Annotated in this window: 16 protein-coding genes and 3 tRNA genes; 11 read left to right on the forward strand and 8 right to left on the reverse strand. The window is 70.7% G+C overall.

The window, feature by feature from the left end:
- The first annotated feature begins 1 nt into the window (after nucleotide 1).
- From H1W00_RS02355 to H1W00_RS02370, 4 genes are all read left to right on the forward strand, one after another.
- Nucleotides 2–775, forward strand: a complete 774-nt coding sequence (locus H1W00_RS02355; protein ID WP_181753296.1) for a carbon-nitrogen hydrolase family protein — start codon at nucleotides 2–4, stop codon at nucleotides 773–775.
- Nucleotides 772–1,824 carry a hypothetical protein gene (locus tag H1W00_RS02360; protein WP_181753298.1) on the forward strand — a complete coding sequence of 351 codons (1,053 nt, stop codon included), beginning with the start codon at nucleotides 772–774 and terminating at the stop codon, nucleotides 1,822–1,824. The genes H1W00_RS02355 and H1W00_RS02360 overlap by 4 nt, the downstream gene beginning before the upstream one ends.
- 174 nt (nucleotides 1,825–1,998) lie before the next feature.
- A tRNA-Ser gene (locus H1W00_RS02365) sits at nucleotides 1,999–2,087 on the forward strand.
- A gap of 1 nt (nucleotide 2,088) precedes the next feature.
- Entirely contained in the window at nucleotides 2,089–2,529 is a 441-nt protein-coding gene (locus tag H1W00_RS02370) for a hypothetical protein (protein WP_181753300.1), read from the forward strand.
- 51 nt (nucleotides 2,530–2,580) lie between these two features.
- Here the strand turns inward: H1W00_RS02370 and H1W00_RS02375 are convergent.
- Nucleotides 2,581–2,670: transfer RNA gene (locus H1W00_RS02375), tRNA-Ser, on the reverse strand.
- Nucleotides 2,671–2,714: 44 nt separating this feature from the next.
- A complete protein-coding gene (locus tag H1W00_RS02380) occupies nucleotides 2,715–3,362 on the reverse strand; it encodes a TetR/AcrR family transcriptional regulator (protein WP_181753302.1) in 648 nt (215 codons plus the stop codon).
- A 98-nt stretch (nucleotides 3,363–3,460) separates the two neighbouring features.
- On the opposite strand from H1W00_RS02380, the gene H1W00_RS02385 reads away from it, so the two are divergent.
- From H1W00_RS02385 to H1W00_RS16945, 3 genes are all read left to right on the forward strand, one after another.
- Nucleotides 3,461–3,536, forward strand: a tRNA-Arg gene (locus H1W00_RS02385).
- Nucleotides 3,537–3,652: 116 nt separating this feature from the next.
- On the forward strand, nucleotides 3,653–4,027 hold the full coding sequence (locus H1W00_RS02390) for a PH domain-containing protein (protein WP_181753303.1): 375 nt from the start codon (nucleotides 3,653–3,655) through the stop codon (nucleotides 4,025–4,027).
- A gap of 211 nt (nucleotides 4,028–4,238) precedes the next feature.
- Entirely contained in the window at nucleotides 4,239–7,940 is a 3,702-nt protein-coding gene (locus tag H1W00_RS16945) for an Ig-like domain repeat protein (RefSeq protein WP_181753305.1), read from the forward strand.
- A gap of 195 nt (nucleotides 7,941–8,135) precedes the next feature.
- On the opposite strand, the gene H1W00_RS02400 is transcribed toward H1W00_RS16945, so the two are convergent.
- Nucleotides 8,136–10,889, reverse strand: a complete 2,754-nt coding sequence (locus tag H1W00_RS02400; protein ID WP_181753307.1) for a M1 family aminopeptidase — start codon at nucleotides 10,887–10,889, stop codon at nucleotides 8,136–8,138.
- Between the two features lie 169 nt (nucleotides 10,890–11,058).
- Here H1W00_RS02400 and H1W00_RS02405 point away from each other — a divergent pair, with 169 nt between their 5' ends.
- Nucleotides 11,059–11,232, forward strand: coding sequence for a CsbD family protein (locus tag H1W00_RS02405; RefSeq protein WP_181753309.1), 174 nt, complete (start codon nucleotides 11,059–11,061; stop codon nucleotides 11,230–11,232).
- 76 nt (nucleotides 11,233–11,308) lie between these two features.
- Here H1W00_RS02405 and H1W00_RS02410 read toward each other — a convergent pair whose 3' ends face one another.
- Both H1W00_RS02410 and H1W00_RS02415 read right to left on the reverse strand, forming a co-directional pair.
- Complete coding sequence (locus H1W00_RS02410; RefSeq protein ID WP_181753311.1) at nucleotides 11,309–11,812, reverse strand: hypothetical protein; 504 nt, start codon at nucleotides 11,810–11,812, stop codon at nucleotides 11,309–11,311.
- A 42-nt stretch (nucleotides 11,813–11,854) separates the two neighbouring features.
- Entirely contained in the window at nucleotides 11,855–14,263 is a 2,409-nt protein-coding gene (locus H1W00_RS02415) for an ATP-dependent DNA ligase (RefSeq protein WP_181753313.1), read from the reverse strand.
- A 53-nt stretch (nucleotides 14,264–14,316) separates the two neighbouring features.
- On the opposite strand from H1W00_RS02415, the gene H1W00_RS02420 reads away from it, so the two are divergent.
- Complete coding sequence (locus H1W00_RS02420) at nucleotides 14,317–15,063, forward strand: GAF domain-containing protein (RefSeq protein ID WP_181753315.1); 747 nt, start codon at nucleotides 14,317–14,319, stop codon at nucleotides 15,061–15,063.
- Between the two features lie 7 nt (nucleotides 15,064–15,070).
- Here the strand turns inward: H1W00_RS02420 and ku are convergent, their stop codons facing one another.
- Both ku and H1W00_RS16735 read right to left on the reverse strand, forming a co-directional pair.
- Nucleotides 15,071–15,907, reverse strand: a complete 837-nt coding sequence (gene ku / locus H1W00_RS02425; RefSeq protein WP_181753317.1) for a non-homologous end joining protein Ku — start codon at nucleotides 15,905–15,907, stop codon at nucleotides 15,071–15,073.
- A gap of 17 nt (nucleotides 15,908–15,924) precedes the next feature.
- Complete coding sequence (locus H1W00_RS16735; protein ID WP_338072802.1) at nucleotides 15,925–16,647, reverse strand: DapH/DapD/GlmU-related protein; 723 nt, start codon at nucleotides 16,645–16,647, stop codon at nucleotides 15,925–15,927.
- A gap of 87 nt (nucleotides 16,648–16,734) precedes the next feature.
- Between H1W00_RS16735 and H1W00_RS02435 the strand changes: the two genes are divergently transcribed.
- A complete protein-coding gene (locus H1W00_RS02435; RefSeq protein ID WP_181753319.1) occupies nucleotides 16,735–17,385 on the forward strand; it encodes an ACT domain-containing protein in 651 nt (216 codons plus the stop codon).
- Between the two features lies 1 nt (nucleotide 17,386).
- On the opposite strand, the gene H1W00_RS02440 is transcribed toward H1W00_RS02435, so the two are convergent.
- Nucleotides 17,387–18,280: an SDR family oxidoreductase gene (locus H1W00_RS02440; protein WP_181753321.1), complete on the reverse strand. Its 894-nt coding sequence runs from the start codon at nucleotides 18,278–18,280 to the stop codon at nucleotides 17,387–17,389.
- 173 nt (nucleotides 18,281–18,453) lie between these two features.
- Here H1W00_RS02440 and H1W00_RS02445 point away from each other — a divergent pair, with 173 nt between their 5' ends.
- Nucleotides 18,454–19,992, forward strand: a complete 1,539-nt coding sequence (locus tag H1W00_RS02445) for a Re/Si-specific NAD(P)(+) transhydrogenase subunit alpha (protein WP_206680033.1) — start codon at nucleotides 18,454–18,456, stop codon at nucleotides 19,990–19,992.

The raw sequence follows: 19,992 nt of genomic DNA on the forward strand, positions 1-19,992 counted from the left end.
CATGCAGGTGACGCTCGTCCAGCTGGCCGCCACCCTCGACTCGGCCGCCAACCGTGCCCAGGTGGAGGCGCGACTCAGCGACCTCGACGGCCCCGGGCTCGTCGTGCTGCCCGAGGCGACGATGCACGACTTCGGCCCCGCCGACCACGACCTCGCGGCCGTCGCCGAGCCCCTTGACGGCCCCTTCGTCGACCTCATCGCACGCGAGGCGAAGCGCCTCGGATCCACGATCGTGGCGGGGATGTTCGAGCGCACGGACGATCTCCCGTACAACACGCTCGTCGTGGTCGCTCCCGACGGCGACCTCGCCGCGACCTACCGCAAGATCCACCTCTACGACTCGTTCGGCTACCGGGAGTCCGAGCGGCTGCGCGCCGGCGAGATCGAGCCGGTCGTGGTGCCCGTGGAGGACCTGACGATCGGCCTGATGACCTGTTACGACCTGCGGTTCCCCGAGCTGGCGCGCGCGCTGGTCGACCGCGGGGCGGACGCGTTCGTCGTCCCGGCGGCGTGGGTCGCCGGCGAGCACAAGGCCGAGCACTGGCGCACGCTGCTGCGCGCCCGGGCCATCGAGAACACCGTCTGGGTGGCCGCGGCGGCCCAGGGCGGCTCTCGCTACACCGGCCGTTCCTTGGTCGCCGACCCGTGGGGAACTATCGTGGAGGAAGCCGCCGGGGGGGACGAGCTGGTCACTGCGCAGGTCGCGGTGGACGCCGTTCGCGCTTCCCGCGACGTGAACCCGTCGCTCGCCAACCGGAGGATTTCCACACCGTGACGACTGCCCCGCCGGGCCGACGCCGCCTCGACACGTCGGTCCCGACCCCCTACGAGGTCGCGACCCGTGAGCCGCGCGTCGACTCGCCGCGCTGGGCGCGTCTGCTCATGATCGCGACGTTCGTCGCGTGGGCGTGCGGCACCGCCGGCGCCGCGTCCGCGATCACCGACGTCGGCGCTCCGTCGTGGCTGTGGCGGCCGTCGGCGGCCGTGCTGCTCGTGACGTTCGCCGTGATGCTCACGCACCGCGTCGGCGGGTACATGCGCATCTGGGTGTCCCTGTCGCTCCTGCTGTCCGCGGCCGCCCTGCTGAGCGGCGTCAACGCCCTGCTGGCCGCGGCCGCCGGCACCACGGCGGTGCTGTCCGCCGTGTCGGCCGTCGTCTTCACCCGGCCGGCCGCCACCGTGGTGCAGGTCCTGCGCGAGTACGCCGTGATGCTGATCCTCGCGCTCAGCGGCGCGGTGGGGGTCGCGGCCTGGAACGCCCCGGTCGAGGTGCGCCCCTTCGGCCTCATGGTCATGGCCGTCTCGGTCACGCTCGCCATCTCGATCGTCTGGCGCCTCGGCTCGGGCCTGCACGGCTTCGGCCGCAGCCACCTCAAGCTGCTCGTGGTGGTGGCCGTGGTCGCGGTGGGCCTGTTCTACTACGGCAGCTTCGTGCGGACGGCCGGCTCCCCCGCGCTGACGAACCTGCTCGACGACACGATCGTGTGGCTGCGCCAGAACATCGGCGGCGTCCCGCGCCCGTACGAGTTCCTCATCGGGTTCCCGGCGCTCGTGGTCGGTGTCTCGATGCGTTCGCGGTACCGCGAGGGCTGGTGGGTCTGCGTCTTCGCCGTCGTCGGCACCGTGATCGTCGCGAACTCGCTGATCGACCCGCGCGCGTACCCGTCGTACTTCGCGCTCTCGACGCTCTACAGCGCGATCATCGGCCTCGTGATCGGCCTGGTCATCCGCGCGGTCCTCTTCCGGCCCCGGTCGCGCCGCGCCGCGCGTGCCGTCCAGCAGGCCCAGCGCACCGAGCCGGGGCGCCTCTCCCCGCTGCGCTGAGGTTTCGGCCGTCACGGCCACCCCCCTCGCCACTTTTGGAAACGAATCCACGCGCTCACCTCCGTGGGACGTCGATCCGTTTCCAAAAGTGGAGGGGGTCGGGTCCCGCGTCAGAGGGCTTCCGCGGCGGAGTGCGAGAATCGACGCAGGTCCCGTCGCCTCGGCGGCGGGCCTGGAGGGGTGCCGGAGTGGCCGATCGGAACCGCCTTGAAAGCGGTCGCTGGCAGCAGTGTCAGCCGCGGGTTCGAATCCCGCCCCCTCTGCGTGACTCGCTATCGACTCGACCGGTCGCACCTGATGGTGCTCGCCGGCGTGTGCTTCATCGTCGCTGCCGTGGGCGTGCTCGTCGCGTTCCTCACCGGGACGGGCAGTGACCTGCGCGTCACCGTGACGATCCTGGGTGCGGTCGTCGCGGTGGTCGCGCTGCTCGTGGCCGCCGTCATGAACCTGCGACCCCCCACCGTGGTGACCCTGGACCGCGCCGGGTTCGTCGCCCGCGGGCGCCACGGCGACGTGACGTGGAAGCAGGTCGAGTCGGTCGGCGTCAGCGACGGCATGCTCAGGTTCACCGACGGCACGGGCACGGTCACCGCGTTCCCGCTGTCGCTCGTGGACCGCACCCGGCGGGCCGAGCTCATCCGCGAGGTCTACGACCGCCTCAACCAGGCCAACGGCTACCGGCGCTTCGACCTCGCCGAGGGCTGACCCCAGCAAACGTGAAAGGTGGGAGCAGGCTGACCTGCTCCCACCTTCGGCTGGCGGAGATGGAGGGATTTGAACCCTCGAGAGGTTTGAACCTCAACCCGCTTAGCAGGCGGGCGCACTAGGCCACTATGCGACATCTCCAGACAACCGGATCAGGATACCCACCCCGACCCTGAGTCAACGAATCAGGGCGAGCGCTTGATGATCGAGGTGCTCATCTGGTCGAAGTCCTCGGGCAGCTCGGGCAGCGGCGTCGCAGGGTGCGGGTGCGCTCGCATGCCGTCGAGCACGAGGCCGCGGATCCGCGCGGCGATCCACTCGTGGTGCTCGGGCGCGAAGGTCCTGACCTCCCCCAGCATGACCGCCACGGCGCTGAGGTCGGAGACCGCCAGGTCGGGGCGTGCGGCACCCTCGTCGATCGCGCGACTGACGAGGTTCCCCAGCGGCTCGATCCATCGCTGGCTCGGGCGGTAGTCGGGGTCGTTGATGGCCTGGCGACGCATGACCTCGGACACGATGCGCTTGTCGAGGAGCATCCTCATGCACTCGTCGAGGACCAGCTCGATGCCCTCCCACCCCGACTCCATCTGCACGGCACGCTCCGCCAGCTCGTCGAAGAAGCGGATGTACCGGTCGTAGAGGGCGCGCACGAGCTCGTCCAGCGAGGCGAAGTTCCGGTAGAGCGTCCCCGTGCCCACCTTCGCCTCCGCCGCGAGGGTGTGCAGAGGCGCGTCGAGGCCGTTCTCTGCGAAGTACACCTCGGCGGTGTCGATGAGGCGTTCGCGGTTCGCCACGGCATCGCGGCGCTGTGGAACGCGGGGGGAATCGTCCATCGTCTCCAACTTACGGGAAGTGCGGCGGCGCGTCCGGCAGACCCAATTTCCCACCTCGCGGGGTCACACGTTAGACTCGTCGAGGCCCGCAAGGGCGTGCGCCCGTAGCTCAACGGATAGAGCATCTGACTACGGATCAGAAGGTTTGGGGTTCGAATCCCTACGGGCGCGCCACCACCCCCGGTCGACCACCAGGTCGCCGGGGGTTCGTCTTTTCCGGAGCCGCCGTAGCGCCGGCGGATCGGGACGATTCGGACCCGTCGAACAGGTTCCTGTGCCACTCTCCGTCCATGGAAACCGCCCCGATCACCGCCTGGACCCTCGTCCAGGAGATTCCCGTCCCTGCCGACGTCACCGACCTGCTCGTCGAAGGCGAACAGGCCGTCGCTGCGTTCAAGACGTTCCGCGACTCGGCGATCTTCACGACGAAGCGTCTCATCGTCCGCGACGCCCAGGGCATCACCGGCAAGAAGGTCGAGGTGTACTCCCTGCCCTACAGCCGCATCGACATGTGGTCCTCCGAGAACGCCGGCAAGCTCCTCGACTTCAACGCGGAGCTCGAGCTCTGGACGCGGGCCGGACACATCAAGATCAAGCTCGACAAGAAGATCGACATCCGCCGCCTGGACCAGCTCATCGCATGGGCGGTGCTCAACGCTGCCTAACCAGACCACCACCACCCCCGGTCGACCACCAGGTCGCCGGGGGTTCGTCTTTTCCGGGCTGGTGACCCACCGTGTGCGGATTGTTACCTGACACGCCGTCAGAACATCTGGATGAGCGGCTGACGACACGTCCGCGTAACGCGCCTTACCCAGACTCGGAAGGTCCCCGCTCCGCCCCCGGTGCGAGCTTCCCCCACCCGAGAGGGTTCACGTGTTCAAGCAAAGAGGATGGCGGCTCGCCACCGTGGGAGCGCTGCTGGCGCTGCCCATGGCCGCGGTACCCGCCCACGCCGCCGACGACTTCCTGGTCTCCGGCGACGACTGGTCGGTCAGCCGCGCGGCCGGCGGCTACCTGGTCACGGTCGACCTGGCCAAGAAGCTGCCCATGGTCTCGGACGCCCCGACGATCGAGGTCGACGGCAAGCCCATCGGCATCGCGACGGAGTCCGCCGACGGCAGCAGCCTGTCGGTCTTCACGGCCGACTCCGCCGTCGTGCAGGCCGACGACATCGAGGCCGGCTGGTTCAGCAAGCCGTCGAGCGCACCGCTGAGGGCCACCGAGCTCGCCGAGATCGCGGCGGCCGAGCCCGAGCCGCTCGACGCGGACCCCGCCTCGCTCGGCACGTACGAGCACACGGAGGCCGTCTACAACTTCGGCGCCCAGTCCGTGCCGCTGGCCGCGATCGGCGGCATCCGCGGCGAGCTGCAGGGCAAGGTCTACCTGCCCAAGACGGGCGGCGCGCGCCCCGTGGTGCTGCTGCTGCACGGCCGCCACACCTCGTGCTCCACCGGCACGGCCAACCCGAACCGCTGGCCCTGCGGCGCGAACCAGATCAACATCCCGAGCTTCGCCGGCTACGACGGCACGGCGCGGGCGCTGGCCAGCCACGGCTACGCCGTCGTCTCGATCGCGGCCAACGCGATCAACTCCAACGACAACCAGCTCGCGCTGGACCAGGGCGCCCAGGCGCGCGGCCAGCTGCTGCTCGACACCCTCTCGATGCTCAAGAAGGCCAACGAGGGCGCCGAGGTCGTGCACCACGACGCGCAGACCGACGCCGACGTCACGCTGGCTCAGGCCCTGGCGAACCAGGACCCGCTGCCCGGTCTCACCGAGGGCACCGCGGGCCTGTCCCCCGCCGACCTCGTCGGCCGCTTCGACTTCTCGAACATCGGCATGATGGGCCACTCGCGCGGCGGTGAGGGCGTCACCTCGGCCGCCACGCTGAACCAGGGCCTCGAGAAGCCGTGGAAGATCACGTCGATCCTGCCCCTGGCGCCGGTCGACTTCGCCCGCATGACGGTGCCGAACGTGCCGATGAACGTGGTCCTGCCCTACTGCGACGGCGACGTCTCGAACCAGCAGGGCCAGCACATGCTCGACGACTCGCGCTACGCGTTCGACGACGACGTGCTGCGCAGCGGCGTCTGGATGATGGGTGCGAACCACAACTTCTACAACACCGTGTGGACGCCCGGGAAGTACGCGTACTCCGTCTCCGACGACTGGGGCGCGACCTCCACCGACGCCGTCTGCGGCCCACGCTCGGAGACCAACATCCGTCTCAGCGCCGACGCGCAGTACGACGCCGGCACGGCCTACATGGCCGGCTGGTTCCGCCTGACGATGGGTGACGAGAAGCAGTTCCTGCCCATGTTCGACGGCTCCGCCGAGGTGCCCGAGGTGCTGGGCACGCCCGACATCCGCAGCATGTCGACGGCTCCGGCCTCGGCACGCAGGACCATCGCGACCTTCGAGGCGCCCAGCTCGCTCGTGCGGGTCCAGGGTGCCGCGACGGCCACGGTCTGCGCGAGTGCCGGGGGTCGCACGGTGACGCAGGTCCTGCCGGCGTGCACGGCCTCGACGCTCAGCACGAGCGCCCAGCCGCACTGGACGCCGGCCAGCAACGGCGGCAACGTCCCGGCCACGCCGGTCACGAAGTTCTCGTGGACCGCGCTCGGCACGGGCACGACGACCATCACGCCCAGCGAGGTGCGCGTGAGCGTTCCCGCGAAGGCGCGCGACGCGTCGACGATGGAGCGCCTGTCGGTGAAGGTCGCCGCGGACGACACCGTCGCCAGCAGCACGGCGCTCTCGCTCACCGTCGTCGACGGCACGGGCGCGACGTTCACCACCCCGGTGGCCGACCTCAACCCGCTGGCCACGACGCGGTTCCCCGCGTCCGCCAGCGCGCTGCTGAAGAAGGTCATCCTGCAGCAGGTCGACCTCCCGGTCGCGACGCTGGCGACCGCGGGCGTGAAGGTCTCCGACATCCGTGAGGTCCGCTTCGGCGCCCTCGCCGGTCCGGACGACCTGGCCGCCGGTGGCGTGTTCCTGTCCGACCTCGCTTTCGAGAGCTCGGCCGTGGGCACCGCGGACAGCAAGACCGTCCCGACGATCAACGTCGACGCCCCGAACGTCGACGAGGGCAACGCGCCCGGCACGGCCGACCTCGCGGTCTACCTCGACGAGGCGGCCTCGATCCCGGTCACCGGCTACGTGTCGGCGCTCGGCTCGGCCATCGGTCGCGCGGGCATCGCCATGGAGAAGGTCACCTTCGCCCCGGGCGAGACCTGCAAGGTCGTCAGCGCCCCGGTGCTCGGCGACTCGGCCACCAGCACGACGAACTCCACCTCGGTGAAGGTCTCGGTCATCAACACGACCGGCGGCGTCCTGGGCACCAACGCCCTCGACTGGCTGGTCGTGCGTGAGGACGACGGCGTCACGGCTCCGGCCACGGCACTGCCGCCCGCCGGCGTCCAGGGCGACGCGTGCGCCGAGCTGGCCGCCAAGGGCCAGCAGACCGAGGTCTCGGTCAGCGACGACAAGCCGCAGCCGGGCGAGTCGGTCACGGTCACGGCCGGCGGCTTCCGCTCCGGCGAGGGCGTCACGGTGACCGTCGCCGGGATCGACCCCGTCGTCGCGGTCGCCGACACGACCGGCGTCGTCAGCGCGGTCGTCGCCATCCCGGCCACGGTGGCCCGGGGCACGGCCGAGATCTCGGTCGTGGGCAGCGGCACCGACCGCAAGGGCACGGGCTCGCTCGCGGTCCTGGACGCGAGCTCGACGAGCCTGTCGATCTCGCCCGAGGCACCGTCGATCAACGAGCCGGTCACCCTGACGGCCACGGTCGAGGGCGGCGACACCACGGGCTCCGTGGAGTTCCGCGACGGCGACAAGGTCCTGGGCTCGGCCGAGGTCGTGGACGGCGAGGCCACCCTCGACGTGCCGGGCTTCAAGGCCGGCCCCCACGCGATCGTCGCGGAGTTCGCCGAGACCGGCGTCACCGCGGGATCGACGTCCGGCGCGGTGTCCTTCACCCTGGTGAAGGGCAAGCCCACGATGGTGATGTCGCTCTCGAGCGCGTCCACCACCTTCGGGCAGGCCGCGCGGCTGTCGGCGATCGTCGGCGGTGCGGACGGTGGCACCGTCACCTTCCGCTACGGCTCGGTGAGCCGGACGGTCGCGCTGGGCTCGGACGGATCGGCGGCCCTCACGCTGCCGGCCACGCTGAAGCCGGGTCGCTACACGGTCTCGGCCGCGTACGACGGGACCGACCGCACCGACGGCTCCGCGCGGATCTCGTCCACGCTGACCGTCGCCAAGAAGGGCACCACCACGAGCCTCTCGGCGAAGTCGGTGGTCAAGCCGGGCAAGACCCTGAGCGGCAAGTTCGCCGTCCGCGGCGGCGTGGCCGGGGTCGCCCCGACGGGCACCGCGAAGGTGTACGTCGCGCAGGCCAAGGGCGGCTACAAGCTGTCGAGGACCGTGCGGGTCCCGTCCACCGGCAAGGCCTCCTTCACGGTGAAGGCGCCCAAGAAGCGCCAGAGCCTGCGGGTGAAGGTCGTCTACTCCGGTGACGCGAACTACGGCTCGAGCAGCTCGGTCGTGAAGTCGGTGCGCGTGCGCTGACATTCCGCGGAGCAGGGCCCCGGCAGCAGCTGCTGCCGGGGCCTCGCTCTTTCGCGCCTGGACGAAGGATGATGCATCGAGGTACCGGAGCGGGGTCGAAGGCATCATCCTTCGTCCTCTCCCGGCGGCGTCCGGACACGAGAGCGCCCCGGCCCGCCGTGGCGGACCGGGGCGCTCGGAGCGACCTCGGTGGGGTCAGCGCAGGACGCGCGCCGTGCGAGGCGTGTACCTCACCACGGTGGCGTAGCCCGGCTTCGTGGCCGTGACCTTGACCCGGATCCGCTGGCCACGATCGGCCTTCGTGAGCCTGTACGACGTCTTCGTCGCGCCCTTGATGGCCTTGCTGCCGCGGTACCAGCGGTACGACAGCCGGACGCCCGGGTCCCACGTGCCCGCCTTCACCTTCAGCGTGCGGCCCACCTTCGGCAGTCCGACGTGGAAGGGCTGCGGCTTGCGGGTCAGCAGGCCCGGAGCGACCCTGAGCGGAGCGCTGACCTTGGTCACCGACGCCCAGCCGGACTTGGTGCCCGTGACCGCGACGGCCACGACGCGGCCCAGGTCCCTCGGCGTGAGGCGGTAGGTCGCGCCGGTGGCACCGGCGACGACCTTCCCGCCGACCGACCACTGATAGGCCAGCGCGGTGCCGGCGGGCCAGGTGCCGGCGCGGGCCGTGAGGACCGTGCCGACGCGACCCGTGCCGCTCACCACCGGCACGGGGGCCGGGCTGAGGGGCTTGAGGCCGACGGTGTGGGTCAGCGTGGGCTCACCCGATCCCCCGGCCGTGCCGGGCGAGGCGGAGACCGTCAGCGTGGCACCCGACTCCGACTCGACCTCCACGGTGAACTCGGCGCGGGCCGTCTGGCCGCTCGCGACCCGCGGCACCGACCACCGGAGCGTGGTGCCGTCGAGCTCGAGCCCGGTTCCCAGCGACACCACGGAGGCGTCGTCGAGGACGTCGGCCAGGTCGATCTCGGCCGTCGCGCCCTCGAGGGCGTGGACGGCCGTGTTCTTCGCCGAGACCGTGTAGGTGATCTCGTCGCCGGCCTCGACGGCACCCGGAAGCGGCGCGGCCGACAGGCCCAGCGTCCACGCGTCGGCCTGGTCGGCGATGGCCGTGGAGGCACTGCACGTGACACAGAACGAGCCGAGCGCGGTCGTGCTCGCGGTGACGCCGACCGTGCCGCCCGACGCCGACTCCTTGACCGTGGCGGGGAAGGTCACGGTCGCCGACTGCCCGGCCGACGTGGCCGGGATGGTCCACCGGAGCTTGCCGCCCAGGTTCACCAGCTCCGCCGGGAGCGCGCCCAGGCGGGCGTCGTCGACCAGGTCGGCGACGTCGACGGTCACCGTCTGGCCCGCGATGGCCACCTTGCCGGTGTTCTCCGCCGTCAGGGTATGGGTGACGGTGTCCCCGGGCGCGAGCGGACCCGCGGGATCGGAGGCGACCGAGAGGTTCCACTTCGACGCCCACGCCGGCTTCGCCGTGCCGTACAGCCACGGGTTCAGCACGGGGGTGACGTCCTGGCCCGAGATCCGGTTGGCGAGCGCGACGAAGTCGGCCGTCGACGCGTCGGAGCCGTTGTTCTCCGCGACCCACGTGCGCAGGATCTCGAACCAGGCCTCGTCGCCCACGATCGTGCGCAGCGTCTCGAACGTCATGCCGCCGCGTCCGTAGACGTAGTCGAACAGGATCGCCGGGTCGGTGAAGCCCGCCAGCGGCACCTGCCACTGGCCCGAGGTCGGCGCGCTGGCGTTCCAGGAGTTGAAGTAGGACGTCTCGGGCGAGGTCGTCGTCGCACCGGTCTCGTAGTTGTAGGCGCGCGGCGCGTAGTCGCCCATGCCCTCGTTCAGCCACAGGTCGCTCCAGTCGGTGGGCGACACCGCGTTGCCGAACCACTGGTGGGCGATCTCGTGGATGAGCGTGCCCTTGCTGACCGAGTTCTGGTAGAACGAGCGGTCCTGCGTCTCGAGCGCGTAGCCGACGTTGATGCGGTCGACGACCGCGCCGGTGGCCACGCCCGGGTACGGGCCGAACTTCGACTCCAGCCAGCGCATGATGTCCTGCGTCTGCGCCAGGCTGGCCAACGTCGTCGTGCGCTGGGTGGAGGTCATCGCGGCGTCGAGGAACGTCCAGTCGCGGTACGTGCCGCTCTCCAGCTCGATCACGGACTCGCGGACCTCGTACTTGCCGATGGAGACCATCGACAGGTACGGCACCATCTGGTTCGGCTGCTTCCAGTGCCACGTCTCGAGGGCGCCGTTGCGGGTCTTGGAGTGGAGCGTGCCGTTGCTGGCCGCCGCCATCGTCTCGCCGTCCATCAGCCGCGGGATCGTCAGCTTGATGTCGTACTTCGCCTTGTCCTTGAGCGAGTTGTTGACCGGGTACCAGGTCATGGCGCCGACCGGCTCGTTGACGGCGGTGGCGCCGTCGTCGCCGGCGATCCAGCCCTCCCTCGACCCGTCCGGGTCGATGTGGGTCACCGGGGAGCCCGAGTAGGTGACCACTGCGGTGAAGTCACCCTCGACGGGCTCGGCGGGCGTGACGACCAGCTTGTACTTCGTCGTGGCGGCGTCGATGTCGCGCTCCCACGTGGCGGGCGCCCCGTCGACGGTGATCGAGTCGACCGTCAGGCCCTCGAAGTCGAGCGAGAACTCCGACAGCGGGACGGCCGCGGTGGCGCTGATCCTCGCGGTGGCGGCGATCGTGCTGGCCGTCGCGACCGGCGCCCCGGGAGTCCACGCGATGTCGAGGTCGTAGTGCTGGACGTCGTAGCCGCCGTTGCCGACGTTCGGGAAGAGGGAGTCGCCGGAGGTGCGCGCGCCGGCGACGGGGTCGGCCGCGGCGGCGGTGGCCGTGGTCGCGCCGAGGGTGCCCAGGCACAGGGCACCGCTCAGGGCCGCTACCGCGACGGCCCGGGCCGGTCGGGTGAGGGAAGGAGGAAAGGACATCGTGGCTCTCTCGTCGGGGGGCTTTCGCTCATCCTGCCCGTGACGGGTGTCACGCGTCCGGTGAAGCGGCCAGGTTTCACACGCCGGCAACACACCTCCACGAGATGCGCCGCGACCCCAACCGTGTTGGCATGGAGGTGAGAAGAAGACGAGAGGAAAGGTGGAGATCATGGGACTTGATGACAAGTTGAAGAACGCCGCTGACGACCTCAAGGGCAAGGGCAAGGAAGCCACCGGCAAGGCGACCGACGACGAGAAGCTCGAAGCCGAGGGCAAGGGCGACCAGGCCAAGTCGGACGTCAAGCAGGCCGGCGAGAACGTGAAGGACGCGTTCAAGCACTGACCATGTGCTGACGACGAGGGCCCCGGGAGATCACTCCCGGGGCCCTCGTGCGTCTGGTCTCAGACGGTCGGTGTCGTCAGACGGTCGGCGGCGTCGTCGGCGGCGTGACCGTGCCCGTGGCCCCGACGTCGCCGGTGGGCGTCGTCGAGGTCGTGGTGGTGGTCGGCGCTGCGGGGGCGCCCGTCGGCCGTCCCGGCGTCGTGTAGGTCGACGCGGTGTAGGTGGACTGGTCGGCCGACCTGGCCTTGAAGAACGCCGCCACGCCGGCGACGCCGGCGGTCAGCAGGCCCACGAAGGCCACCTTCTTCACGCCCCTGAACCGCTTCTGCTTCTTCGTCTCGACCGGGAGCTTGTCGCTGACCTCGGCCGGCAGCTTCTCGACGAGGGTGTCACGCAGGTCGATGAGCTCCGACCTGTCCGGCAGCTTCTCCAGCAGGTCGTCGCGCAGGGCCAGCCACTCGGCCCGGTCGGGGAGACGCTCGACCAGCTGGTCCCTGAGGTCGCGCAGCTCGGATGCGTCCGGCAGCTGCTCCACGACGGTGTCGACGTGATCCTTCACGCTCTTCTTGCCCTTGGCCACGATGGCTCCTTCGCACAGATGTCGTCGGACTTCCATCGTGGCTCACGGCGGGGTCAGTCGCACCTCGGCAGGGGTCTCCAGGACGACGTCGGCGGCGTCCTTGTCCGGCCGCAGACCGCGCCAGCTGGCGTGGCGCAGGTGCCCCGCGGGCGACCAGTCGCCGTAGACGACCTCTCCCACCAGCTTCGGGGTCGTCCACGTCGCGTCCCGCGATGCGGCCGTCTCCACGTCGTCCACGAACGGCGAGGTGGCGCGCTCCAGCGGGTCCAGCAGCGACCGCAGCTTGAGCCGCTCGGCGTTGCTGTAGCCCGTGCCCACGCGCCCGAGGTACTTCAGGCCGCCCTCGACCGGGACGCCGACGAGCAGGGACCCGATCCCCCGCCCACCGCTGCTGGGCCGCCACCCGCCGATCACGATCTCCTGCGTGTCCTGGTTCTTGATCTTGAGCCAGTCCGTGGAGCGCGACCCGGGGTCGTACGTGGAGGAGCGCCGCTTGGCCACGACTCCCTCCAGCTTGTGGCTGCGGCTCAGCGCGACGGCCTCGTCGAGGGTGCCGCCGTGCGCCGGCGGCACGTGGACCAGCGAGCTGCCGATCCCCAGGTCGTCCAGTGCCTCGCGCCGCTCGTCGTAGGTCAGGTCGCGGAGCGACGTGCCATCGCGCTCCAGCACGTCGAAGAGCATCAGCTGCACCGGCACGGTGCGGCGGAGTCGCTCGATGTCGCCGGCCTTCGTGACGCCCATCCGCTGCTGCAACCGGCCGAAGCTGGGGATGCCCTTGTCGTCGAGGGCGACGATCTCTCCGTCGAGCACCACGTCGAGGCCGAGGCCGGCCAGCTCCTCGACGATCTCGGGATAGCTGGCGCTGACGTCGTTGTGGTTGCGCGAGTAGAGCCGCACCTGCTCGCCGCTCACCACCGCGACGCACCGGATTCCGTCCCACTTCAGCTCGTAGGCCCACCCGTCGCCGGACGCGTCACGCCCACCGGCCAGCACGGCGAGCATCGGCGGGACGAACCCGGCACGGCCCGACGCCGGCTTCTTCCTCGTCCGCTTCGCGGGTGGCTCCTCCGGGGGCGCCGCCTCCTTCGCGGGAGCGTGCGGCGACTGCTCCTTCATGAGGTGGATCAGCCAGTTCTCGCCGGTCTTGATCAACGCGAGGCGCTTCGACCCGCCCAGACCCTCCTCGCGCGTGCCGTGCAGCGTCGCGATGACCTCGTGGTCGTTCCACTTCTCCAGGTCGTAGTGCCCGTGGTCCCAGATGGTGACCTCGCCCGCGCCGTACTCGCCCTTCGGGATCGTGCCCGCGAAGGTCGCGTACTCCAGCGGGTGGTCCTCGGTCTGGACCGCTAGGTGGTTGCCGGTGGTCGAGTCGGGCACCCCCTTCGGCAGCGCCCACGACACGAGCACGCCGTCGCGCTCGAGCCGGAAGTCCCAGTGCAGGCGCCGCGCGTGGTGCTCCTGGATCACGAACGTCGGGTCGCCGTCGCGGCCCCGGACGACCGAGTCGGGCACGGGCTCGGGCGTGCGGTTCGCGTCGCGCATCGACCGGTAGGTCGCGAGCCGGTCGGCCACGGGGGCCGCGAGCGCCGCCATCGGGTCGCCCCGCTCGGCCAGCCTGGCCGGGACCTCGTCGATCGTCAGGTGCCGCAGGTCGGCGTCGATCTCGTCCCAGTCGCGGGGCACGGCCACGGTCGGCTCCGAACGCCCGCGCAGCGAGTAGGGCGAGATCGTGGTCTTGTTGCCGTTGTTCTGGCTCCAGTCCACCAGCACCTTGCCCCGGCGCTTCGCCTTCGACATGTCGCTGACGACCAGCTCGGGCATCGCCGCCTCGAGCGCCTGGGCCACCTGCTTGGCGAACGCGTTCACGTAGTCGGAGTCGTGGGTGCCGTCGAGCTGCGCGTACAGGTGGATGCCCTTGCTGCCGCTCGTCACGGGGATGCACTCGAGCCCGACGTCCGCCAGCAGCTCCCGCGCGGCGTGGGCGACCTCGGCGCACTCGGGCAGGCCCGTGCCGGGTCCGGGATCGAGGTCGATCACGAGCCGGTCCGGGTTCTGCGCCACGCCCGTCGCGTCGACGCGCCACTGCGGCACGTGCAGCTCGAGCGCCGCCACCTGCCCGGCCCAAGCCAGGTCGGCCACCGACTCGAAGACGGGGTACACGTTCGTGCGCGAGCGGTGCTTGATCGTGACGCGCCGGATCCAGTCGGGCGCGGAGTCGGGGAGGTTCTTCTCGAAGAACACCTCGGCGTCGGGACCCGTTCCGTTGACCCAGCGCTTGCGCGTGACCGTGCGCCCGGCGAGGTGCGGAAGGAGCCACGGGGCGACCTGGGCGTAGTAGGCGATGACCTCGGCCTTGGTGGTGCCCGAGGCCGGGTAGATGACCTTGTCGCTGTTCGTCAGCCGTAGCAGCCTGCCGTCGACGGACACCGTCTGGGTGGGTGCGCCTGCCACTGGTGGTACCCCCTGCGCGTATTATTTGGAGTTCCCAGTGTGAAGGAGAGGCCGTGTCCGTGCCCGATTTCTTCTCCGAGGTGGCACTCGACCTGCATCAGCAGCCCACCGCTGAGAAGACAGTAGAACGCATCACCGAGCACGCCCGGACGGCGGCCGGGTGCGATGACGCCGGCATCATGCTGGTCCACTCCCGTACGCGCATCGAGACGGCCGCGTCCACCTCGCCCCGCGTCACGCGCTCGCACGAGCTGCAGCACGAGCTCGACGAGGGGCCCTGCCTCGACGCCCTCGAGTCCGGGGGCAGCTACCTGTGCACCGACGTCCAGACCGACGAGCGCTGGCCCCGTTGGGGACGCGCCGCCGCCGAGCTGGGCATCCACAGCGCGATGAGCGTGCTGCTGGAGACGCGCGACCGCCGGTACGGCTCCCTGAACCTCTACGCCGATCGCACAGGCGCGTTCGACTCCAACGACCTCGCCACCGCGATGATCTTCGCGCGGCACGCCTCCATCGCGCTGGCCAACGCCCACCACGAGGCCGGACTGCTCACCGCGATCGACGCGCGCAAGGTCATCGGCCAGGCGCAGGGCATCCTGATGGAGCGCTTCGACATCGAGTCCGACCGGGCGTTCGACGTGCTGCGGCGGTACTCGCAGAACCACAACCAGAAGCTGCACGCCGTGGCGACCTGGGTCGTGGAGAACCGCAAGCGCCCCGTGTCGGAGTTCCCGGCCACGGTTCGCGTGGAGCTGTCGGACGTCGCCTCCACGTCCGACGGGGACCACCAGCCCGCCTGAGCCGGGGTCAGGCCGACGACTTCTTCTTCGCCGCCTTCTTCTTGGGCTTGTCGTCGGCCGCATCGCCCTTGCGGGCCTCCACGCTGCGGCGCAGCGCCTCCATGAGGTCGACGACCTCGCCGCCCTCGTCCTCCTGCGTGCCGAACGTGGCCTCGGTGTCGATGCCCTCGCCGGCCTTCTGCTTCGCCTCGATGAGGGTCTTGAGCTGCTCCTGGTAGTCGTCGGTGAACTGGCTCGCGTCGAAGTCGCCGGCGAGCGACTCGATCAGCTGGCCGGCCATCGCGAGCTCCTTCTGGGTGACCTTCGCGGTGTTCTCCAGCACGGGGAAGTCGGCGGTCCTGACCTCGTCGTCCCACAGCAGCGTCTGGAGCACGAGCACGTTGTCGCGCACGCGCAGGGCGCCCAGCCGGGTGCGCTGGCGCAGCGCGAACGTGACGACGGCCGTGCGCTCGGTCTCCTCGAGGGCTTGGCGCAGCAGGGAGTACGGCTTGAGCGCCTTCTCCTCGGGCTCCAGGAAGTAGGGGTTGCCCAGCCGGAGCACGTCGATCTGGTCGTCGGGGACGAACTCGACCACGTCGATCTCGTGGCTGCGCTCGGCGGGCAGGGACTTGAGGTCCTCGTCGGTGAGGACGATCGTCCGCTCGCCGTCGTCGTAGGCCTTGTCGATGTTCTTGTAGGCGACGACTTCCTTGCAGATCTCACAACGGCGCTCGTACCGGATCCGCCCACCGTCCTCGTCGTGGACCTGGTGCAGCGACACGTCGTGGCTCTCGGTGGCGGAGTAGACCTTCACCGGCACGTGGACCAGCCCGAAGCTGATCGCGCCCTTCCAGATGGCTCGCATCCAGCCAGTATCCGCCCTCAGCGCCGCCAGCGCGAGCGCTTCGACCCGCCGCCCGCCGGTCGCTCGATCGGGACGAACCCGGGCTCGTACGGCTCCAGGTCGGGGACGCGCTCGTCGAGCTGGTCGAGCGCGCGGGGCAGGTCGTCGAACGCGACGCCGGCCAGCTCGTTGGGCGAGAACCGCCACCAGGCCAGGTCGAGGAGGCGCTCGCGGGTGGCCGGATCGACCCGGTCGCGGATGGGACGGGCCGGGATCCCGCCGACGATCGAGTAGGGCGCCACGTCCTCGGTGACCACCGCACCAGCGGCGACGACCGCGCCGTCGCCGATGGTGACGCCGCGCAGGATCACCACCTTCGCGCCGATCCAGACGTCGTTCCCGACCACCGACGGCTCACCGCGGAACGACGGGCGCCCGTCTGCCTCGGGGTCGATCACCTCGGACTCGGCTGCTGACGGGTGCCACCCCCACGTGGCCTTCTTGTACTGGAACGAGTTCACGCCCAGCCAGGTCAGCGGGTGCCCGGTGGCACCGATGAGGACGTCGGGGGCGAACTCGCAGTACCGGCCGATCGTCGCCGACTGGGACTCCATGCCGTGGGCCAGGCTCGTGAACGCCCCCACGCGGGTGAGGCCGCCCCGGACGAGCAGGTCGCCGAGCATCCGGATCGGTGGCTCGGCCAGCAGCCGGGACGACCCGACGAGTCGCAGGCCCTCGGTTCCGCGCGCGTGCTCCACCACGGCGCCAGCCTAGGGGCATCGGCGCGCCGCGACTCGCCCGTCCCGGCGTTTACCTCTCCGCAATCGGGACGCGCGACAATGGCTGGCATGGCGTTTCTGTTGCGGGTGGAGCTTCCCGACGTCCCGGGCTCGCTCGGCGCACTCGCGACGGCACTCGGTGGTGCCGGAGCCGACATCGAGGCGATCGAGATCGTCGAGCACCGGGCCGACGGGGTCGCGGTGGACGACGTGCTCCTCGAGCTGCCCAGCGCGGTGATGCCCGACGCCCTCATCACGGCCTGCCAGGGCCTCGAAGGCGTCCACGTGCACTGGATCAGCCGGTACACCGCGGGCGCGAACCTCAGCATGGACCTCGAGGCCGTCGAGGCCTTCACCGACGAGCCCGACCTGGCGATCGAGCGCCTCATCGAGGTCATCCCCTCGACGTTCCGCACCGACTGGGCCATGGCCGTGGGGCCGGGCGAGGGCGGCGCGACGTTCCTCTTCGGCTCGTCGGCCGCACCCCGCGTCCTGCCCGACTGCGACGCCTGGCTCGCCGTGAGCAAGGCGCAGAACCTGCCCGAGGTCGCGGCGTGGGACTCCACCGTGCTGGCCGGGTCCCCCGGGACCACGCGGTCGGGCACCGAGTTCTTCGTCGCGGTGGGCCGCCACGGCGGGCCGGAGTTCCTGGCCTCGGAGATCGCCCGGCTGGGTCACATGGTGTCCCTCGCCGCCTCGGTGCAGACCGAGGGCGACTGACCTACTGCTTCTTCTGCGTCACCGGGGTGTGCGCGTGGTGGAACCGGCCGAGCGCCGTGACCTCCCGCTCCAGGGCCGGCACGGTCTTGCGGGTCAGCAGCCGCACGTAGGGCCACGTGGCGGGCGAGTTCACGAACGCCTTGCTCCAGTTCGCCAGCAGCACCGCGCGCGGCACGTAGACCCGGCTCTTGCGCTTGGCCAGGCCCACGAGGATCCGCTCGGCGCACGTCTCCACGTCGGTGGTCGTGTTGGCGGGGTACGGGAGCCGGCGGCGGATCGCCTTGAAGGTGGGCAGGTCGGCCTCGGCGTTGCGCACGATGTCGGTGTCGATCCACGAGGGGTGACACAGCCCGACCTTCACGCCCAGGTGCGCCACCTCCTGGCGCAGCGCGATCGCGAGCGCCTCGTTGCCCGCCTTGCTCGCGCTGTAGGAGCTGAGGCCGGCGATGTTGGAGAAGGCCGCGAGCGAGGAGACCACCAGCAGGTAGCCCTTCGACGCCTGCAGGTGGGGGATCGCGTACTTGGCGGTGCGGAAGACGCCGTTGAGGTTGACGTCGATGACGCGCTCGAACGCCTCGTCCTCGATCTGGCGGACCGTGCCGTACGACGCGATGCCCGCGTTGGCGACCACGTGGTCGAGCCGGCCGAAGTGGGCGGCGGCGGCGTCGATCGCGCTCTTCGTCTCCTCGCTGCTGCGGACGTCGGCCTGCCACCAGGCCGCCGACTCGCCGAGCTCGTCGGCCAGCTGGGCGAGCAGGTCGGGCTCGAGTCCGACGAGGGCCACCCGACCGCCGTGGGCCACGTAGGCACGGGCGACGGACGCGCCGATGCCGCGCGCGGCACCCGTGATGAGCGCGACCTTGCCGCGGAACTGCTGGGGCTTCAGAGAGGACATGGCCGCCAAGATACCGGCGGTATGTGAAATGTGCCACTGCCGATGTCACATCCGCCGTTTGCCGAAGCCGTAGCGTGTTACCTGTCCGTAACGTGACACACCTCATGCGCCGGGCCCCCGGACACCCGGCTATTGTCTGCGGGATGAGCACCCCCGCAACCGAGCTCGGCTCGATGAGGATCGGCGTCGTGAAGGAGTCCGCCCCCGGCGAGACTCGTGTCGCTGCGACTCCGGCGACGGTGAAGCAGCTGATCGATCTGGGCTATCTGGTCAACGTGGAGAGCGGGGCCGGAGCGGCCTCCAGCTTCAGCGACGCGGCCTACGCGGCCGTCGGCGCCACGATCAGCGACAAGCCCGACACGTGGGCCAGCGACGTGATCTTCAAGGTCAACGCGCCCACCGAGATCGAGATCGCCCTCATGCTGGACGGCGCGACCCTCATCAGCATGATCAGCCCGGGCCTGAACCCCGACCTGGTCGAGAAGCTGGCGTCGCGTCCCATCACCGTGCTGGCGATGGACGCGGTGCCGCGCATCTCGCGCGCCCAGTCCATGGACGTGCTCTCCTCGATGGCCAACATCGCGGGCTACCGCGCCGTGGTCGAGGCGGCCCACGAGTTCGGGCGCTTCTTCACCGGCCAGGTCACCGCAGCGGGCAAGGTGCCCCCGGCGAAGGTCCTCGTGGCCGGCGCCGGCGTGGCCGGCCTGGCCGCCATCGGTGCGGCCTCCAGCCTCGGCGCCATCGTGCGCGCCACCGACCCGCGTCCCGAGGTCGCCGACCAGGTGAAGTCGATCGGCGGCGAGTACCTCGAGGTCGTCGTGCCCGAGGAGGCCAAGGAGGTCTCCTCCGACGGCTACGCCAAGGCCACCAGCGAGGCCTACGACAAGCGCGCCGCGGAGATCTACTCCGAGCAGGCCGCCGACGTGGACATCGTCGTCACCACCGCGCTCATCCCGGGTCGTCCCGCGCCGCGCCTCATCACCGCCGCCGACGTGGCCACGATGAAGCCCGGCAGCGTGATCGTGGACATGGCCGCGGCCCAGGGCGGCAACGTCGAGGGCTCGGTCGCCGGCCAGAAGGTCGTCACCGAGAACGGCGTCACGATCCTGGGCTACACCGACCTCGCCGGTCGCCTGCCCACCCAGGCCTCGCAGCTCTACGGCACCAACCTGGTGAACCTCATGAAGCTGCTCACGCCGGGCAAGGACGGCCAGATCGTCCTGGACTTCGACGACGTCGTCCAGCGCGGCGTCACCGTCGTGCGAGACGGCGAGAAGACGTGGCCGCCGCCGCCCGTGCAGGTCTCGGCCGCCCCGGCGCCCGTGGCCGCCGCGGAGCCGAAGCCCGCGCCCGAGCCGAAGAAGCCGGTCAGCCCCGCGGTCAAGATCGGTGCGATGGCCGTCGGCGTACTGGTGTTCCTGTGGGTCGTGGCGGTCGCGCCCGACCCGCTGCCGCGCCACTTCACCGTGCTGCTGCTGGCGATCGTGATCGGCTACTACGTCATCGGCAAGGTGCACCACGCGCTGCATACACCGCTGATGAGCGTGACGAACGCGATCAGCGGCATCATCGTCGTCGGCGCGATGCTGCAGATCGGCATCGACGACGGCCTGATCCGCGCGCTGGCGTTCGTCGCCGTGCTGCTGGCCTCCATCAACGTCTTCGGCGGCTTCGCCGTGACCCGACGCATGCTCAGCATGTTCAGCAAGTAG

The sequence above is a fragment of the Aeromicrobium phoceense genome, assembly GCF_013868155.1.
GTDB lineage: Bacteria > Actinomycetota > Actinomycetes > Propionibacteriales > Nocardioidaceae > Aeromicrobium > Aeromicrobium phoceense.

What these genes read in the sequence shown, in the direction of transcription:
- H1W00_RS02355 (WP_181753296.1), top strand. Translation starts at nt 2, where the DNA reads ATGCAGGTGACGCTCGTCCAGCTGGCCGCCACCCTCGACTCGGCCGCC.
- H1W00_RS02380 (WP_181753302.1), bottom strand. Translation starts at nt 3,362, where the DNA reads ATGGACGATTCCCCCCGCGTTCCACAGCGCCGCGATGCCGTGGCGAAC.
- H1W00_RS02390 (WP_181753303.1), top strand. Translation starts at nt 3,653, where the DNA reads ATGGAAACCGCCCCGATCACCGCCTGGACCCTCGTCCAGGAGATTCCC.
- H1W00_RS02400 (WP_181753307.1), bottom strand. Translation starts at nt 10,889, where the DNA reads ATGTCCTTTCCTCCTTCCCTCACCCGACCGGCCCGGGCCGTCGCGGTA.
- H1W00_RS02405 (WP_181753309.1), top strand. Translation starts at nt 11,059, where the DNA reads ATGGGACTTGATGACAAGTTGAAGAACGCCGCTGACGACCTCAAGGGC.
- ku (WP_181753317.1), bottom strand. Translation starts at nt 15,907, where the DNA reads ATGCGAGCCATCTGGAAGGGCGCGATCAGCTTCGGGCTGGTCCACGTG.
- H1W00_RS02435 (WP_181753319.1), top strand. Translation starts at nt 16,735, where the DNA reads ATGGCGTTTCTGTTGCGGGTGGAGCTTCCCGACGTCCCGGGCTCGCTC.
- H1W00_RS02440 (WP_181753321.1), bottom strand. Translation starts at nt 18,280, where the DNA reads ATGTCCTCTCTGAAGCCCCAGCAGTTCCGCGGCAAGGTCGCGCTCATC.
- H1W00_RS02445 (WP_206680033.1), top strand. Translation starts at nt 18,454, where the DNA reads ATGAGGATCGGCGTCGTGAAGGAGTCCGCCCCCGGCGAGACTCGTGTC.